This is a genomic window from Micromonospora sp. NBC_01796, assembly GCF_035917455.1.
GTDB lineage: Bacteria > Actinomycetota > Actinomycetes > Mycobacteriales > Micromonosporaceae > Micromonospora_G.
This window is the reverse complement of record NZ_CP109078.1, coordinates 5162956-5180697: the sequence shown is the minus strand read 5'-3', so window position 1 is coordinate 5180697 and position 17742 is coordinate 5162956. Positions and strand designations below refer to the sequence as shown.

Sequence of the window (17742 nt, the reverse complement as noted above, 5' to 3'; positions counted from 1 at the left end):
CGTCATACCGCCAGATCCCCATCCGCTCTGGCCCGTCGACCCGCCCCTGGTAAGGCCGGTCAGCGGATCGCGCGCCTGGCACCGGGGAAGAGGCGCCAGGAACAGGAGCGGCTGGAGATCTCGCAGTACGTCGGGCGTGTTGGCCCGCCCTACAGCCCGCCGGGCAACACCCCCTCCTCGATGTCGGCGAAGTCGTCTTCGCTTTCCGCGAGGTAGGTCTCCCAGGCGCGCTTGTCCCAGATCTCCACCCTGGTGCTGGCGCCGATGACCACCAGCTCCCGGTCGAGCGCCGCGTATTCCCGCAGGTGGCCCGGAATAGTCACCCGGCCCTGCTTGTCCGGCACCTCGTCGTGCGCGCTGGCGAAGAACACCCGGCTGTACGCCCGGGCGGCCTTGTGCGTCATGGGCTGCTCGCGCAGCTGATCCGCGATCCGCTGGAACTCGGGCGTCGGAAAGACGTACAGGCAGCGCTCCTGCCCTTTGGTGATCACGACACCTCCCGCCAGCTCGTCCCGGAACTTGGCCGGAAGAATCAGCCGGCCCTTTTCGTCCAGGCGCGGGGTATGAGTGCCGAGAAACACGGCTCAACCCCCTCGCCCTTGCAGCGGCGTTCGCGGCGCCGCTGTCCCCCGGGCCGGCGGGCCCTCCCGGCCCCACCATTGGGCCCCACTCTACTCCACTTCCCTCCACCCGCAACCGGAAACGCAGGGAAACCACGACGGTGTCATTCACAAAACTGCACGTCAGAGGGGGTGGGGCGAAGTGGAGGGGTGCCGACCGCCCTTCCGGCGTCCGCTTTCCGACAAAGATCAAAAGCGACCGCGAGTACGGCCACCCCGCACTCGTCGCGCGCTTTCCAGTGCCGTTGCGCCGACCATCACCACGCCATCGCCGGGCGCGAACCCCGTCCGGGGAGGAAAGTGGGGAGAAAGGTGGAGGGAGAGAAATGGTGGGGCGGAAAGTGGAGCAGACAACCGGCGGCCTCGCCGGGCCGGTCGAGCGGTCCCGCGCGACCGGACGCCTCGTGCGACGGTCTGGGCACCGCCGCTGTCCGGTAACCTCGCTCGCGTGACGGACGCGAGAATGCCCCTACGGGCGAAGGTGGCCAGCTCCGTGTCGCGTACGGCGGCGGCGCTGTCCCGGGCCGCCGGCCGCGGCGACGGCTCGGTGATCGGCGGCTGGATCGGCCTGAAGATCGATCCGGACCTGCTGGCGCACCTGTCGGCCGGCCGGGCCATCGCCCTCATCTCCGGGACCAACGGCAAGACCACCACCACCCGACTGACCGCCGCCGCCGTGGGTGTACTCGGCCCGGTGGCCACCAACTCCTTCGGCGCCAACATGCCCAGCGGGCACACCTCCGCGCTGGCCAAGGCGGGCAACACCCCGTACGCGGTGCTGGAGGTCGACGAGCACTACCTGGCCCAGGTCCTCGAGGCCACCGAGCCGCACGTGGTCGCCCTGCTCAACCTCTCCCGCGACCAGCTCGACCGGGCCAAGGAGGTCAGCATGATGGCCCAGCTCTGGCGGTCCGCCCTGGTGCGGTACCCGGAGCTGCGGGTGGTGGCCAACGCCGACGACCCGATGGTGGTCTGGGCCGCGACCCCGCCGGAGATGCGCAGCGGGAACCTGAACACCCCGACGGTCACCTGGTTCAGCGCCGGGCAGCGCTGGCACGACGACTCGTGGGTCTGCCCCGAGTGCGGCTCGCCGATCGAGCGGGCCCAGGACCAGTGGTGGTGCACCGGCTGCTGGCTGCGCCGACCCGAGCCGCAGTGGGTGGTCGAGGACGACGGTGTGCTCGACCCGTCCGGTGCCTGGCACAAGGTGGTGCTCCAACTCCCCGGCCAGGTCAACCTCGGCAACGCGGCCACCGCGCTGGCCGTCGCCGCCGAGTTCGGCGTACGGCCGGCCGACGCGGTGAGCCGGCTGGGCGGGGTCGCCTCGGTCGCCGGCCGGTACGCCCAGGTCCTCCGCGACGGGCGCAACATCCGGCTGCTGCTGGCGAAGAACCCGGCGAGCTGGCTGGAGGCCTTCGACATGGCCGACGACGCGCCGACCCTGCTGTCCATCAACGCCCGCGACCCCGACGGGCTGGACACCTCGTGGCTGTTCGACGTGGACTTCGCCCCGCTGCGCGGCCGACAGGTGCTGATCACCGGCGACCGGGCGTACGACCTGGCGGTCCGGTTGGACGTGAACCAGGTGCCGTTCCGGCACGTACGGACCTTCACCGAGGCGATCTCGGCGGTGCCGCCGGGACGACTCGAGGTGATCGCGAACTACACCGCCTTCCAGGACATCCGAGCGGAGTTGGACCGTGTCAACTAACTCGTACTTCCCGGTCGACCGGCCCAGCGGTTACGCGACCGACTCGCCCAGCGGCTCGGAGAGCACGCTGCGGATCGCCTGGCTCTACCCGGACCTGCTCTCCACCTACGGCGACCGGGGCAACATGCTGATCCTGGCCCGCCGGGCCCAGCAGCGCGGCATGCCGGTGGAGACGATCGAGGTCCGGTCCGACCAACCGCTGCCCACCACCGCCGACATCTACCTGCTCGGCGGCGGTGAGGACGGGCCGCAGGCGCTCGGGGCGCAGCGACTGATCGCCGACGGGGGCCTGCACCGGGCGGTCGCCCAGGGCTCGGTCGTCTTCGCGGTCTGCGCCGGCTACCAACTGCTCGGCGGCTCGTTCTTCGCCAAGGGCACCAAGTGCGCCGGGCTGGACCTGCTGGACCTGCACTCGGACCGGGGGCCGTCGCGGGCCGTCGGCGAACTCGCCGGTGAGGTCGATCCCCGCCTCGGGCTGCCCCCGCTGAGCGGTTTCGAGAACCACGGTGGCCGGACCCACCTGGGCCCCGGCGTCTCCGCGCTGGCCCGGGTCAGCACCGGCATCGGCAACGACGGCAGCAGCGAGGGCGCATGGCGCGGGAAACTGCTCGGGACGTACTCCCACGGGCCGGCGCTGGCCCGCAACCCGGCCCTGGCCGACCTGCTGTTGCGGTGGGCGACCGGGGTCAGCAACCTGCCCCCGCTCGACGACACCTGGCAGGAGCGACTGCGGGCCGAGCGGGTGGCCGGCGTGGCCGCCGCCCGATCGTGATCGTCCCGCACCTCCGGCGGCTGCTGCGGCAGCGGTCGGTCGTGCGGTTCGGGTCGCTGCTGCTCATCCTCGGGCTCTTCGGCCTGGCGCTGCTGCTCGTACAGCCCGATCTGGCGGCGGCGCCCCGGATGGTCGACCGGCTCGGTCCGGCCGCCCCGGTGGCCGCGGTCCTCGGTGGGGCCCTGCTGATGGTGGCCCTGGTCCCCCGGACCCTGATCACGGTGGCCTGGGGAGCGCTGTTCGGCCCGCTCGGCGGCGCCGGCTACACCCTGGCCGCCGCGCTGGTCGCCGCCGCGCTCGGCTTCACCGTCGGTCGGTTGCTCGGCCGCGACTTCGTCGCCGAACGGGTACGGGGCCGCCTGGCCCGCCTGGACGGCTGGTTCAGCCGGCAGAGCGTGCTCGGGGTGATCACCGTACGGTTGTTGCCGGTCGGCGGGTTCGGGCTGGTCAGCTACGGCTACGGCACCACCGGCGCCCGGGTGGTCCCGTTCCTGATCGGCAGCGTCCTCGCCACGATCCCGTCCGCCTTCGGCTACGCCGCGATCGGCGCCGCCGTGGCCGACCCGGACGAGTTCAACTGGCTCGCGGTGGCACCCGCCAGCTTCGGCCTGATCGCCGCCGCCATCCTCATCACCCGCTGGCGCCGAGCAGAACGAGCCCACCGCCACACCACCACCCCCACCCCGTAACACCCCCACCCCCTGCCCGCCGTCCCCCGTCCCCGCCCCACTCCCCGTCGATCTTGCAGTTGTGGTGGTGCCCGTACCGCCCGAAACGGCGTGATACGGGCACCACAACTGCAAGATCGACGGGCAGGTCGACGGGGGCGGGGTAGGGGGTAGGGGGTGGGGGTGGGGGTGGGGGTGGGGGGTAGGGGCGGGGTGGGGTTAGGCGACGATGCTGACCATGCGGTTGGGGACGACGATGACCTTGCGGGGGTCCTTGCCGGCCAGTTGGTCGGCGATGGCGGCCAGGGCGGCTGCGCGGACGGTTTCCTCGGAGGCGTCGGCGGGGACCTCGATCCGGCCGCGGACCTTGCCGTTGATCTGCACCGGGTAGGTCACCGTGTCGGCCACCAGCAGGGCCGGGTCGGCAACCGGGAACGACGCGTACGTCAGCGAGGTGTCGTGGCCCAGCCGCTGCCACAGTTCCTCGGCGATGTGCGGGGCGAACGGCGCCAGCATCAGCACCAGCGGCTCCGCCACCTCGCGGGGCGTGCCGGCCAGCCGGGTCAGCCCGTTGGTCAGCTCGATCAGCTTGGCGATCGCGGTGTTGAACCGGATCCCGTCCATGTCGGCCCGTACGCCGTCGATGGTCTTGTGCAGCAGCCGCCGGGTCGCCTCGTCGGCCGGTTCCTCCACCACCCGGGAGGCGCCGGTGTTCTCGTCGACCAGGGCCCGCCAGACCCGCTGCAGGAACCGGTACGACCCGACCACCGCACGGGTCTCCCACGGGCGGGAGACCTCCAGCGGGCCCATCGACATCTCGTACACCCGGAAGGTGTCCGCGCCGTACGCCGCGCACATGTCGTCCGGGGTGACCACGTTCCGCAGCGACTTGCCCATCTTGCCGTACTCGCGGGTCACCTGGTTGTCGCCGTGGAACCAGGAACCGTCCCGCTCGACCACCTCGGCGGCCTCGACGTAGCGCTCCCGCTCGTCGGTGTACGCGTACGCCTGGATCATGCCCTGGTTGAACAGCTTGCGGAACGGCTCGACCGAGGAGACGTGCCCCAGGTCGTACAGGACCTTGTGCCAGAACCGGGCATACAGCAGGTGCAGTACGGCGTGCTCGGCGCCGCCGACGTACAGGTCGGTGCCGCCGGGGTCGTTGCCGCCGCGCGGCCCCATCCAGTAGGCCTCGTTCTCCGGGTCGACGAACCGGGTCTCGTTGGTCGGGTCCAGGTAGCGCAGCTCGTACCAGCAGGAGCCGGCCCACTGCGGCATCACGTTCGTCTCGCGGGTGTAGCGCTTCGGCCCGTCACCCAGGTCCAGCTCCACCTCCACCCAGTCCGCCTTGCGCGACAGCGGCGTCTCCGGGTTCGAGGCGGCGTCGTTCGGGTCGAAGGTGCGCGGCGAGAAGTCCTCCACCTCGGGCAGCTCGACCGGCAGCATCGACTCCGGCAGGGCGATCGGGGTGCCGGCCTCGTCGTAGACGATCGGGAACGGCTCGCCCCAGTAGCGCTGCCGGCTGAACAGCCAGTCGCGCAGGCGGAAGGTGACCGCGCCCTGGCCGTACCCGTTGGTCTCCAGCCATTCGATGATCCTGGCCTTGGCCTCGGTGACGGCCAGGCCGTCCAGGCTCGGGCCGCCGTCCGGCGCGGTGCTGTTGATGGCCGGGCCGTCACCGGTGTACGCCTTGCCGTCGAAGCCGTCCGACGGCTGCACGGTACGGACGATCGGCAGGTCGAAGACCTCCGCGAAGGCCCAGTCCCGCTCGTCCTGACCGGGCACCGCCATGATCGCCCCGGTGCCGTAACCGGCCAGTACGTAGTCCGCGATGAAGATCGGGATCGGCGCACCGGTGACCGGGTTGGTGGCGTACGCGCCGACGAAGACACCGGTCTTCTCCTTGGTGTCGGCCTGCCGCTCCACGTCGGTCTTGGCCGCCGCCGCCTTCCGGTAGGCCTCGACCGCGACCCTCGGGTTGGCGTGCCCGCCGGTCCAGGCGTCCTTCGTCCCGTCCGGCCAGGTCGAACCGACCAGTTGGTCGACCAGCTCGTGCTCGGGGGCCAGCACCACGTAGGTGGCGCCGAAGATGGTGTCCGGGCGGGTGGTGAAGACCCGGACCGGCGCCACGTCGGCGGGCACCACCGGGAAGTCGATGTGCGCGCCGACCGAGCGGCCGATCCAGTTGCGCTGCATCAGCTTGATCGGCTCCGGCCAGTCCAGCCGGTCCAGGTCCTCCAGCAGCCGGTCACCGTACGCGGTGATCCGCATCTTCCACTGCTTCAGGTTCCGCTTGAACACGGGGAAGTTGCCCCGGTCGGAGCGCCCGTCGGCGGTGACCTCCTCGTTGGCCAGCACGGTGCCCAGACCCGGACACCAGTTGACCGGCGCCTGCGAGACGTACGCCAGCCGGTGGTCGTCGATGATCACCCGGCGCTGCGGCCCGGACAGCTCGGCCCAGGTCCCGCCGCCCGGCACCGCCCGGATGCCGGAGTCGAACTCGGCGACCAGCTCGCTGATCGGCCGGGCCCGGCGGGCCTCGTCGTCGTACCAGGAGTTGAAGATCTGCAGGAAGATCCACTGGGTCCAGCGGTAGAAGTCGACGTCGATGGTGGCCACCGACCGCCGGTCGTCGTGCCCCATCCCCAGCCGGCGCAGTTGCGCCCGGTACCGCTCGATGTTCGCCTCGGTGGTGGTCCGGGGGTGGGTCCCGGTCTGCACCGCGTACTGCTCGGCGGGCAGACCGAACGCGTCGAAGCCCATCGCGTGCAGCACGTTGCGGCCGGCCATCCGCTGGTAGCGGGCGTACGAGTCGGTGCCGATGTAGCCCAGCGGGTGCCCGACGTGCAGCCCGGCGCCGGACGGGTACGGGAACATGTCCAGCACGTACAGCTTCTCCGCACCCGCGCGGGGGTGGTCCGGATCGGCGAGCGGCCCCACCGGGTTCGGTGCGTGGAACGTGCCCCACTTCTCCCAGCGGTCCTGCCAGCGCTGCTCGATCTCCCCCGCCAGTCCGGCGGTGTACCGGAAGGGCGGGGTATCCGCCGCCGGCTCGGCCATGTCAGTCACGTCTTCTCCTCGCCGCGCTCACCGTTGTGCGTACACGGGCACGTTTCGCATTTCAGGGCATGCTTTTCCGGGCATAAAAAAGCCCCTCACACAGGAGGGGTAGCCGTGCTGTCGCGCTCAGTGGCGTCAGCACGGCTCACTAAGAAGCAGGTAGGCCCGGGCCATGCCCCGCAGTCTACGCCTCCACCCGTCGGGCTGTCGCGCCTGGTTCCACGGGTCGCCGGTACGGGCCGACCGGCCACCGGGACCGCACGTGTGGTCGGCTTGGGCGTGAGTTCCGGCTAGCCTGATTCCATGCGGGTGATCCGGGCGCGCCCCGCGACCGTATTTTCCCGCGAACCTTACGGCCGGCCCAGCAGGTCTGGACAGAGAAGCCGTGCTGCGACGAGGAGGAGGCCCGTGACACAACAGACGTGGGACGAGTTGGGTGGCGCACTACAACCCGACGAGTTCCGTACCGCCAGCGAAGCCATCGTGGCCAACATCGAACAGGTCATCGAGGGCAAGACCGCGACGGTACGGCTCGCGCTCGCCGTCCTGCTCGCCGAGGGCCATCTCCTGATCGAGGATGTTCCCGGAGTTGGCAAGACAAAACTCGCCAAGGCCCTCGCCCGTTCGATCGACTGCTCCGTCCGACGGATCCAGTTCACCCCCGACCTGTTGCCCAGCGACGTCACCGGGGTCAGCGTCTACAACCAGGAGACGCACGACTTCGAGTTCAAGCCGGGCGCCGTCTTCGCCAACCTGGTCGTCGGCGACGAGATCAACCGGGCCTCGCCGAAGACCCAGTCGGCCCTCCTGGAGTGCATGGAGGAACGGCAGGTCACGGTCGACGGGGTGACCTACGAGCTACAGACCCCGTTCATGGTGATCGCGACCCAGAACCCGATCGAGATGGAGGGCACCTACCCGCTGCCCGAGGCGCAGCGCGACCGGTTCACCGCCCGGATCGCGATGGGCTACCCGGACCCCGGGTCGGAACTCGCGATGCTCGACGGCCACGGCGGGCGCGACCCGCTGCACGCGTTGAAGTCGGTCGCGGACGCGGTCACCGTACGTCGGCTGATCGCGACCGTACGCGACATCCACGTCGCGGACGCGGTCAAGCAGTACGCCGTCGACCTGGTCACCGCCACCCGTGAAGCCCCCGACCTGCGCCTCGGCGCCTCTCCCCGGGCCACCCTGCAGTTGCTGCGCACCGCCCGCGCCGTAGCCGCACTGGAGGGCCGGGACTACGTCCTTCCGGACGACCTGCAGGCCCTCGCCGTACCGGTGCTCGCGCACCGGATCATCCCGACGGCGGACGCGCAGCTCGCCCGGCGGACCACCGACGCGGTCGTCTCCGACCTGGTGCACCGGCTGCCGTTGCCGCACGAACGGCAGCAGCGCTCGCAGTACGACACCCGTCCCGGCACCCCACCGGACGGCAAGGGTCGATCCCAGTACGAGCCGCGGAGGCGGTGACCGTGCGCGAGGCACTGCGCGGGCTCACCACCCGCGGCCGGTCCTTCCTCGCCGCGGCGGTGGCGGCGGCCATCTCCGCGGCGATCCTGGGCGAACAGGACCTGCTCCGGGTGGCCGTGCTGCTCGGCGTGTTGCCGCTGCTGGCCGCCGCGTACGTCGGCCGCAGCCGGTACAAGCTGGCCTGCAGCCGGTCGCTGGAACCGCAGCGGGTGCCGATCGGTGCCAGTTCCCGCGTGGTGCTGCGCCTGCAGAACATGTCCCGGCTGCCGACCGGGACCCTGCTGCTGGAGGACCGGCTGCCGTACGCGTTGGGCAGCCGGCCCCGGGTGGTGCTGGAGCGGCTCGGCGCGCACCAGGCCAGCTCGGTGGCGTACACGGTCCGCGCCGACGTGCGCGGCCGGTACGAGGTCGGTCCGCTGGTGGTCCGGCTGACCGACCCGTTCGGGCTGTGCGAGCTGACCCGGGCGTTCCCCAGCGTCGACCGGCTCACCGTCATCCCCCAGGTCACCGCCCTGCCCCAGGTCCGGTTGGCCGGTGAGTACGCCGGCACCGGCGACAGCCGGGCCCGGTCGGTGGCGGTGCACGGCGAGGACGACGCGGCGACCCGGGAGTACCGGCGCGGCGACGATCTGCGCCGGGTGCACTGGAAGTCGACCGCCCGTACCGGCGAGCTGATGGTGCGGCGGGAGGAGCAGCCCTGGGAGAGCCGGGCGACCGTGGTGCTGGACACCAGGGCGTCGGCGCATCGGGGCGAGGGGCCGACCGCCAGCTTCGAGTGGGCGGTCTCGGCCGCCGCCAGCGTCGCCGTGCACCTGCGCCAGTCCGGTTACAAGCTGCGGCTGGTCACCGGTTCCGGGATGGACGCCGACGCGAACGAGGGCGGCGGCGAGGGTCTGCTGCTGGACCACCTCGCCGACGTCCGGCTGTCCCAGCGCGGTGACGTGGCGACCCTGGTCGAACGGGTCCGGCAACGGTCCGACGGTGGGCTGATCATCGCGATCCTGGGCACGCTGAGCACCGCCGAGGCCGAGGTCCTGGCCGGGCTGCGGGGCAACGGCGCGACCTGCCTCGCGTTCCTGGTGGACAGCACCACCTGGCTCACCCTGCCGGCACCGGCGCGGACCGAGGCCGACAACGCCCACGGCGCCGCCGTACTGGGCCTGATGCAGAGCGGGTGGCGGGTGATCGCGGTCGAGCACGGCAGCCGGCTGCCCGCGCTGTGGCCGCAGGCGGCGCGCGGATCGCAGGGCTTCGCCTGGCGGGCCGCGATGGCCGAGACGGTTGCCGGAGGGATGCGATGAGGGGACGACGTCATCTCGGGTTCGTCGCGGCGGCGGCGACCCTGCTCTCCGCCGCGCCGCTGTCGGCGATCTTCGAGCGGTGGACCTGGCTGCTCCAGTCGACGCTCGCGGTCGCGCTGATCGCCGGGGTCGCCACCCTGACCCGGTCGCTGCGGGCGCCGGTCTGGGCCCAGGTGCTGAGCATGCTCGGGGCGCTGCTGCTCGGCCTGACCTGGCTGTTCGGCAGCGGCGGCGAACTGCTCGGCGTGCTGCCGACGCCGGACACGATCGCCCACTTCGGCGCGCTGCTCAACGCCTCGGCCGGGGACATGCGCTCGTACGGGGTGAAGGTCCCGGACACCGACGGGCTGCTGTTCGTGACCGTACTGGGGGTGGGCTCGGTCGCGATCGTGGTGGACCTGCTCACCGTCGGGTTGCGCCGCCCGGCGCTGGCCGGACTGCCGATGCTCGCCATCTACTCGGTCCCGGTCGCGGTGTACGTCGAGAACGTACCGGCGCTGCCGTTCATCGTCGGCGCGATCGGCTTCCTCTGGCTCCTGGTGGCCGACAACGTCAACCGGGTCCGGCACTTCGGGCGCCGGTTCACCGGCGACGGGCGCGACGTCGACATCTGGGAACCGTCGCCGCTGGCGGCGGCAGGGCGGCGACTCGCCGTGGTCGGGGTGGTGATCGCGGTGCTGCTGCCGCTGGCCGCCCCGCAGATGACCAACGGGCTGCTCAACCGGTTCAACAACACCGGGACCGGGGTCGGTGAGGGTAACGGCCGGGGCGGAGCCGGTGGCGGGGTCCAGTTGTTCGCCGCCCTGCGCGGGCAGCTCAACCAGACCACGGTCACCGACTACGTGAAGGTCACCACGAACGAGCCCGATCCGTTCTACCTGCGCTTCGGTGCGGCGGACCAGTTGCGGTCGGGCGGCTTCGAGGTCCGTACGCCGACCGGGACACCGGTGAACAAGATTCCCGACCCGCGCACCGGGGCGGCACCCGGAGTGTCGTTCCAGACCTACCGGGCCCAGGTCGAGGTGACCAACTTCAACATGCCGCTGCTGCCGATCTACTCCAACCCGGTGGCGGTGCAGAACCTGGACTCGAACTGGCTCTACGACCGGGGCACCCAGACCGTCTTCTCCACCCGGCGGCAGTCCAAGGGCAAGAAGTACTCGTTCGACTATGTCCGGTCGGCCTACAACCAGAAGGTGCTGGAGGGGGTCGCGCCGCTGACCCGCAGCGACCCGATCCAGCGGCAGTTCACCGACGTGCCGCCGGTGCCGCAGGTCGACGAACTGGTGGCCCGGCTGACCGAGGGAAAGCAGACGCAGTACGCGAAGGTCCGCGCGCTGTACGACTACTTCTCCCGGCAGAACGGGTTCAGCTACAGCCTCAGCACCCAGGGCGGCACCAGCGGTGAGGACATCGTCAACTTCCTCACCAGCAAGGTCGGCTTCTGCCAGCAGTACGCGGCGGCGCTGGCCTGGCTGGTCCGGGCGGCCGACATCCCGAGCCGGGTGGCGTTCGGCTTCACCGTCGGCAGCGGTCGGCAGGACAACACGTACACGCTGACCAACCTGAACATGCACGCCTGGACCGAGGTCTACTTCTCCGGCGTCGGCTGGGTCCCGTTCGACGCCACCCCGGCGGCGAACGTGACCGGCTCCACCCGTACGGAGTACGCGCCGGACACCGACCAGCCCGATCCGGTCGCTCCGGCGGCGGTGCCGACCGCGGCACCGGGTGTGGGCAGCACGGCCGGGCCGAACCCGGACGACCGGCTGGACCGTGGCTTCGACGACGGGATCGTGGGCGCCGACGGACAGGTGACGACCGCCGCGACCACCTGGCCGTACTGGGCCGGTGGAGGGGTGCTGGTGCTGCTCCTGCTGCTTGCCGTACCGGCGCTGTTGCGGTCCTCGCTGCGGCGGCGACGGCAGGTGGCGACGGTCGCGGCGACCGCCACCGCGCTCGCCCCGGCCGAGGGTGATCCGCCGCCGGGTGTGGTCCGGGTGGTGGCCACCGGGGCCGAGGCGGATCGGCTCCGCGCCGACGCCCACGCGGCCTGGGACGAGTTGATCGACACGATGGTCGACTTCCGGGTCACGGTGGACCGGACGGAGACGCCTCGGGCGACCGCCGACCGGTTGGTGGCCGAGGGGCTCAGTGTCACCGGGGCGGACGCCGCCCGGCTGCTCGGTCGGGCCGAGGAGCGGGCCCGGTACGCCCGCGCCCCGCTCACCGGCGGGGAGTTGAACCCGGCCCTGCGGACGATCCGGGAGTCCCTGTCGGCTCGGGCCGATCGGCGTACCCGGCTGCTGGCCGCGGTGCTGCCGCCGTCGGTGCTGCTGCGCTGGCGGTTGGCGATCATGGACGGGTCGGGCCGGTTCGTCACCGCGAACTCGCAACTGCGCGAGGGGATGCTGCGGTGGAGCCCGCGGCGGCTGCTCGCCAACCGGGCGGCCCGGTAGGAAACGGTAGACAGCAGAAACCCGTGGTGCCCGGAACCGGACTGGTTCCGGGCACCACGGGTTTTCCACGACCGGGGCACCGGACCCGCTGGGCGGTAGCGGGCGATGCGGGTTTACCGGGGTTGCCTCGCCGCAGCCGGCGAAGCCGTACTAAATAACGACTTAACGGACGAAACACCCGCAACACGAACAAAAAGCATCAACCGGATACCGTCGAGGGTGTCCGGTTGACCGCCTCGCGGGCGAACCCGCGAAGGCGGAACCATCCGGTGTCAGCGATGGCCTTCCGGCCGTTGCCGCCACCGGTCCTCGAGACGGTCGAGCAATGACATCCGCCGACCACGCGTACGCCGGCTGGTCGAACCGCCAACCACGCGCAGATCGGGCGTTTGCGCCTTGCGATGGGACTGCATCGCAAACGCGGCCGCGCCCAGCATGACCACGAAGCCAGCCACTCCGATGAGCGGAGTCTTGTCCACCGTGCCGTAAACGACCAGTGCAAGGCCAGCGATGATCACGCCAGCGGCGACGAGCAGGCGACGTCGCGCGTGGAAACGCGGGTCGCTGGCACGCACAGCCGAGGCGAATTTGGGGTCCTCGGCAAGCGACTGTTCGATCTGCTCGAACAGCCGCTGCTCGTGCTCCGAGAGCGGCACGGCACTCCTCCCCGGTCACGTTGAGTCGGTCCGGTCGGACCGACAGACCGTGGCAGCCAACCGGCTGCTTAGCGCAAGTCTACGAGGGGGGTCGGCGCTCGGAAAGCGGGACGACCTACGGTCGCGCCTGATTTTCCGTCCGGCGCAGGTCATCACGCCCCAACAGACTCGCCGGACGCACGATCGCACGGCCAAAACGGGCGGCTGCGGCGTCCGCCGCCGCCTCCGCGTCCCGCCAACCGTGCTCCGGCTCGTCGAGAGCGAGCTGTCTGGGAGTTGCCCGCTCGTCGGCCAACCCCTCCATTCGTACCCCCACGAGCCGGATCCGGTCAGTCACATTGAGCGCGACGAACAGGGCCCAGGAAACCTCGAACAACTCATGCGCGACGTCCGTGGCACCGCTCAGGGTCCGGGACCGGTTCACCGTACGGAAGTCGGACAGCCGAACCTTGATCGACACCGTCCGCCCCACCTGACCCGCCCGGCGCAGCCGTACGCCGACCTTCTCCGCCAGCGCCAACAGCGCCCGCCGGATCAACTCCGGATCCCCGATGTCGGTGTCGAAGGTGACCTCCGCACCGATCGACTTCTCCACCTGCTCCGGGCTGACCCCGCGCGGGTCGCGCCCCCAGGCCAACTCGTGCAGGTGCCGGGCCGCCGCCTCACCCAACGCCCCCCGGAGCATCTCCACCCTGGCCTGGGCGAGATCACCGACGGTGGTCAGCCCGAGCCGGCGCAACGTCTCCGCGGAGCGCTCCCCCACCCCCCAGAGCGCCTCGACCGGCAGCGGATGCAGGAATTCGAGCACCAGCCCGGCCGGCACCACCAACAGCCCGTCCGGCTTGGCCCGGGTCGAACCGAGCTTGGCGATGAACTTGGTCGGCCCCACCCCGACCGAACAGGTGATCCGCTCCTGCTCGGCCACCCGGGCCCGGATCATCCGGGCGATCTCCACCGGGCGCCCCAGCAGCCGCCGGGCCCCGGACACGTCGAGGAACGCCTCGTCCAACGAGAGCGGCTCCACCAGCGGGGTGACCGAACGGAAGATCTCCATCACCGCACGGGAGGCGGCCGAGTATTCCGCGAAGTCCGGCGGCAGGAACACCGCGTGCGGGCAGAGCGCCCGCGCCCGCATCGACGGCATCGCGCTGCGCACCCCGTACCGCCGGGCCTCGTAGCTGGCCGAGCTGACCACGCCGCGCGGGCCGATCCCGCCGACCACCACCGGCCGACCGGCCAGCTCCGGCCGCTTGCGCACCTCGACCGCCGCGAAGAACGCGTCCATGTCGACGTGCAGGATCGGGCAGCCCTCGTCGTCGCCGTCCGGGCCGAAGCGCGGATCACCCTCGCCCCGCACCGCCTGGCTCCGCCCCATAACCGCAGGCTAGCCCCCCGGTACGACACACCCCGCCGCCCCGTCGGTCCGGCCCTTGACTTCGAGTGCACCTCAACTCATAACGTGGCCCCCGGACACCCCAACCGATTGGAGTTCCTCGATGCAAACCGTCGCTCTGGGCCGCACCGGCGAGCAGGTCAGCCAGCTCGCTCTCGGCTGCATGCTGATGGGCACGATGACCGACGAGGAGTCGTCGTACGCGATGCTCGACCGCTACCTCGACGCCGGCGGCACCTTCCTCGACACCGCCAACTGTTACGCCTGGTGGCCCGGACCACCGTTCCGGGGCGGCGAGAGCGAGTCCCTCCTGGGCCGCTGGTTCGCCCGTTCCGGGCGCCGCGACCAGGTGTTCCTCGCCACCAAGGGCACCGCCTGGGTGGCCGACCCGGCCGCCGTACTCGACGGCCGAGTACGGGCCCCCCACGGCTACTCCGGTGCCGGCGCCGACACCGTACGCCGCGAACTCGACGACAGCCTGCGCCGGCTCGGCACCGACCACGTCGACCTCTACTACGTGCACGTCGACGACCACTCCACCCCGCTGGAGGAGACCCTGGAGTCGCTCGCCGGCCTCGTCACCGCCGGCAAGGTCCGCTACCTCGGGTGGTCCAACGTGCACACCTGGCGGCTGGAGAGCATCCGCCAGCTCTGCGACCGGTACGGCTGGCCGGCCCCGGTCGCCCTTCAGCAGCAGCACTCCTACCTGCGCCGCCGCCCCGGCGTGGACCACTCCGCGATCGTCGACGACGAGCAGCTCGACTACCTGCGGGCGCACGACGACCTCACCCTGGTCGCGTACTCGCCGATCCTCAAGGGCAGCTACGACGACGCCACCAAGCGCCGCGAACACCCCGTACTCGACCCGTACCGGGGTGCCGACTCGACCGCCCGGCTCGCCGTACTCGACGCCATCGCCGCCGAACTCGACGTCACCCCGAACCAACTGGTCCTGGCCTGGCTCCTACACCAGGACAACCCCACCCTCGTCCCCCTGATCGGCCCCAGAACCCTCCCCCACTACGAAGCCGCCCTCCCCGCCCTAGACCTCAAACTAACCCCGGACCACCTAACCCGCCTGAACCAGACCACCGCCTGACCCACTCCACCGCGTGACCGCGCTGACCCGCGCTAATACAGAGAAAGAGTGGTTATTCCACGCCGGATAACCACTCTTTCTCTGTATTAGCGCCCCGTGCAGCGCGGGGGTGGGTGGGGTGGGGTGCTTGCTCGCGCTCATGACGTTCGTGTCGAACAGGCACCGAGCGCCGCTCCGGCCTCGGCGATACCGCCGGCCCGAGTCGACCTTCCCACGCCCGGCGGCATCGCAAACCTCCGGCCACCCGCATTCGCCGTACCCGAAACCGATTGTGCGGCGACGCACCCGCCGCCACCCCGACCGGAGCAAGCCGAAAGAGGTTGGGGGCGGCGTGCCCCGCGAAGGGATCAAGCCTGACGGCCTTCGCGGGGCACGCCGCCCCCAACCCCACCCAGCTAGAGCCGCCCCAACAGCTTGTCCAGAGTCAACGGCAGATCCCGAACCCGAACCCCAGTAGCGTGAAAAACAGCATTACCCACAGCCGCCGCCGTCCCCACGATCCCGATCTCACCCATCCCCTTCGACCCCATCGGATTCACGTACGGATCGTGCTCGTCCACCCAGTACGCCTCCACCGAACCCACGTCCGCGTTGCTCGCCACGTGATACTGGGCCAGGTCCTGGTTCACCACGTGACCGAACCGGTGATCGAGCACGCTGTGCTCGTGCAACGCCATCGACAGCCCCATGGTCATGCCGCCGACGAGCTGTGACCGCCCGGTCTTCGCGTTGATCACCTTCCCGACGGCGAAGACACCGAGCAGCCGGGTCACCCGTACCTCACCGGTCTCCGGGTGTACGCGTACCTCGGCGAACTGGGCGCCGAAGCTGTCCATCGCGAACTTGCCGACGTGCGGGTTCACCGGCATCGCCGCCTCGACCTCCAGCCCGTCCGGCGGCACCTGCCCGCCGTACTGGTCGGCCAGGGTCCGGCGGAACTGGTCGGCCGCCGCCACGATCGTCGACCCCCAGCAGGTGATCCCGGTCGAACCACCGGCCCCCGTGGCCATCGGCAGGACGGTGTCCCCGATGGCGAGATCGATCCGGTCGACCCCCACCCCCAGCGCGTCGGCGGCGATCTGGGTCAGCGCGGTCCAGGCGCCGGTGCCGATGTCGGCGGCGGCGATCTCGACCGCGTACCGGGCGTCCGATCCGAGCCGGATCCGGGCCACCGAACCGGGGAAGCTCAGCACCCCGTACGTCGACGCGGCCACCCCCGTACCGACCAGCCACCCCGCCTCCCGGCGGCTGCCCGGCGTCGGATCCCGCCCCTCCCAGCCGAACCGGCGGGCCCCCTCGCGCAGGCACTCGACCAGGTTCCGGCTGGAGAACGGCAGGCCGGTGGTCGGGTGCACGCTCGGCTCGTTGAGGATCCGGAACTCGATCGGGTCCAGCCCGCAGGCGATGGCCATCTCGTCCATCGCCGACTCCAGCGCCCACATCCCCGGCGTTTCCCCCGGCGCCCGCATGATGCTCGGCGTCGGTACGTCCAGCGCCGCCAGCCGCTGCGAGCTGCGCCGGTGCGGGGCGGCGTAGACGCTCTGCGTCATCCGGGTGGCGTGCTCGGCGAACTCGACCACCCTGGAGGTCTGCTCCACCGACCCGTGCTCGATCGCCACCAGCCGACCCGCGCCGTCGGCACCGAGCCGGACCCGCTGGATGGTCGGGGAGCGGTAGCCGACCTGGGCGAACATCTGCTGGCGGGTGAGCGCGAACTTCACCGGCCGACCGGGCAGCATCCGGGCGGCCATGACCGCCAGAACCACGTCCGCGCGCGGCAGCACCTTGGAGCCGAATCCACCGCCGACGTGCCGGGAGATCACCCGTACCTGGTCGGCTTCGAGCGCGAACAGGGCCATCACCACCTGCTTGACCCGGTAGACCCCCTGGCTGGAGACGTAGAGGGTGAGCCGGTTGTCGGTCCAGTGCGCGACGGTGCTGTGCGGCTCCATCGGATTGTGGTGGACCATCGGCGTGGTGTACGTGGCGTCCAGGGTGACCGCGGCCGTGGCGAGCGCGGTGTCGACGTCTCCCTGGGTGGTGTTCATCGGGAACTGCGGCAGCACCTGCGCCGGCACCGTGAAGTCGTCCCGGTCCACCCGCAGGTCCAGGTCGGGCTGGCCGGCGTCGTAGGTGAACCGGACCAGTCCGGCGGCGTACCGGGCGGTCTCCGGGGTCTGCGCCAGCACCGCGCCGATGAACTGGCCCCGGAAGGCGACCCGGTCCGACTGGAGGATGACGTGCTCGCCGCTTTCCACCCTGTCCAGCCGGGGCGCGTTGTCGTGGGTGAGTACGGCGACCACCCCCGGTTCGGCGCAGGCGGCGACGGTGTCGATCGCGGTGATCCGGCCGGTGGCGATGGTGGACTGCACCGGGTAGAGGTAGAGCGGTGCCTCGACCGGGTGTTCGAAGGCGTACCGGGCCAGGCCCCGTACCTTGTCCGGGCCGTCGATCCGGCTCATCGGCCGACCGATCGCCCGCGGCGTGATCGTCATCTACCTGCCCTCCCGTCCATGCCGAGCGGCCACCC

General features: G+C 71.2%; 12 protein-coding genes. 7 read left to right on the top strand and 5 right to left on the bottom strand.

Annotated elements, in window-relative coordinates; genetic code table 11:
* Positions 1-149: 149 nt before the first annotated feature.
* Positions 150-581, bottom strand: coding sequence for a division/cell wall cluster transcriptional repressor MraZ (gene mraZ, locus OIE47_RS23940; protein ID WP_121155776.1), 432 nt, complete (start codon positions 579-581; stop codon positions 150-152).
* Between the two features lie 502 nt (positions 582-1083).
* On the opposite strand from mraZ, the gene OIE47_RS23935 reads away from it, so the two are divergent.
* From OIE47_RS23935 to OIE47_RS23925, 3 genes are all read left to right on the top strand, one after another.
* Positions 1084-2331, top strand: coding sequence for a MurT ligase domain-containing protein (locus tag OIE47_RS23935; RefSeq protein ID WP_326563220.1), 1248 nt, complete (start codon positions 1084-1086; stop codon positions 2329-2331).
* A gap of 67 nt (positions 2332-2398) precedes the next feature.
* Positions 2399-3103, top strand: a complete 705-nt coding sequence (locus OIE47_RS23930; RefSeq protein ID WP_326563219.1) for a type 1 glutamine amidotransferase — start codon at positions 2399-2401, stop codon at positions 3101-3103.
* Positions 3004-3792 (top strand): TVP38/TMEM64 family protein, encoded by a 789-nt coding sequence (locus tag OIE47_RS23925; protein WP_442791983.1) that lies wholly within the window; start codon positions 3004-3006, stop codon positions 3790-3792. Before OIE47_RS23930 ends, OIE47_RS23925 begins: the two co-directional genes overlap by 100 nt.
* Positions 3793-3990: 198 nt before the next feature.
* Here OIE47_RS23925 and leuS read toward each other — a convergent pair whose 3' ends face one another.
* Positions 3991-6831 carry a leucine--tRNA ligase gene (leuS, locus tag OIE47_RS23920; protein ID WP_326563217.1) on the bottom strand — a complete coding sequence of 947 codons (2841 nt, stop codon included), beginning with the start codon at positions 6829-6831 and terminating at the stop codon, positions 3991-3993.
* Between the two features lie 408 nt (positions 6832-7239).
* Here leuS and OIE47_RS23915 point away from each other — a divergent pair, with 408 nt between their 5' ends.
* From OIE47_RS23915 to OIE47_RS23905, 3 genes are read left to right on the top strand one after another with little or no spacing between them, the layout of a single operon-like run.
* Complete coding sequence (locus OIE47_RS23915) at positions 7240-8304, top strand: AAA family ATPase (RefSeq protein WP_326556764.1); 1065 nt, start codon at positions 7240-7242, stop codon at positions 8302-8304.
* 2 nt (positions 8305-8306) lie between these two features.
* A complete protein-coding gene (locus OIE47_RS23910; RefSeq protein WP_326563216.1) occupies positions 8307-9605 on the top strand; it encodes a DUF58 domain-containing protein in 1299 nt (432 codons plus the stop codon).
* Complete coding sequence (locus OIE47_RS23905; RefSeq protein ID WP_326556763.1) at positions 9602-12064, top strand: transglutaminase TgpA family protein; 2463 nt, start codon at positions 9602-9604, stop codon at positions 12062-12064. Before OIE47_RS23910 ends, OIE47_RS23905 begins: the two co-directional genes overlap by 4 nt.
* A 272-nt stretch (positions 12065-12336) precedes the next feature.
* Here OIE47_RS23905 and OIE47_RS23900 read toward each other — a convergent pair whose 3' ends face one another.
* Complete coding sequence (locus OIE47_RS23900) at positions 12337-12720, bottom strand: DUF3040 domain-containing protein (RefSeq protein WP_326556762.1); 384 nt, start codon at positions 12718-12720, stop codon at positions 12337-12339.
* 115 nt (positions 12721-12835) lie between these two features.
* The gene (locus tag OIE47_RS23895) at positions 12836-14095 is read right to left on the bottom strand and encodes a DNA polymerase IV (protein ID WP_326556761.1); all 1260 of its coding nucleotides are present in this window, start codon (positions 14093-14095) and stop codon (positions 12836-12838) included.
* A 121-nt stretch (positions 14096-14216) separates the two neighbouring features.
* On the opposite strand from OIE47_RS23895, the gene OIE47_RS23890 reads away from it, so the two are divergent.
* Positions 14217-15212, top strand: a complete 996-nt coding sequence (locus OIE47_RS23890) for an aldo/keto reductase (protein WP_326556760.1) — start codon at positions 14217-14219, stop codon at positions 15210-15212.
* A 395-nt stretch (positions 15213-15607) separates the two neighbouring features.
* Here OIE47_RS23890 and OIE47_RS23885 read toward each other — a convergent pair whose 3' ends face one another.
* Positions 15608-17707, bottom strand: coding sequence for a xanthine dehydrogenase family protein molybdopterin-binding subunit (locus tag OIE47_RS23885; protein WP_326556759.1), 2100 nt, complete (start codon positions 17705-17707; stop codon positions 15608-15610).
* Between the last annotated feature and the right edge of the window lie 35 nt (positions 17708-17742).

What these genes read in the sequence shown, in the direction of transcription:
- OIE47_RS23935 (WP_326563220.1), top strand. Translation starts at nt 1,084, where the DNA reads ATGCCCCTACGGGCGAAGGTGGCCAGCTCCGTGTCGCGTACGGCGGCG.
- OIE47_RS23905 (WP_326556763.1), top strand. Translation starts at nt 9,602, where the DNA reads ATGAGGGGACGACGTCATCTCGGGTTCGTCGCGGCGGCGGCGACCCTG.
- OIE47_RS23895 (WP_326556761.1), bottom strand. Translation starts at nt 14,095, where the DNA reads ATGGGGCGGAGCCAGGCGGTGCGGGGCGAGGGTGATCCGCGCTTCGGC.
- OIE47_RS23890 (WP_326556760.1), top strand. Translation starts at nt 14,217, where the DNA reads ATGCAAACCGTCGCTCTGGGCCGCACCGGCGAGCAGGTCAGCCAGCTC.
- leuS (WP_326563217.1), bottom strand. Translation starts at nt 6,831, where the DNA reads ATGGCCGAGCCGGCGGCGGATACCCCGCCCTTCCGGTACACCGCCGGA.
- OIE47_RS23885 (WP_326556759.1), bottom strand. Translation starts at nt 17,707, where the DNA reads ATGACGATCACGCCGCGGGCGATCGGTCGGCCGATGAGCCGGATCGAC.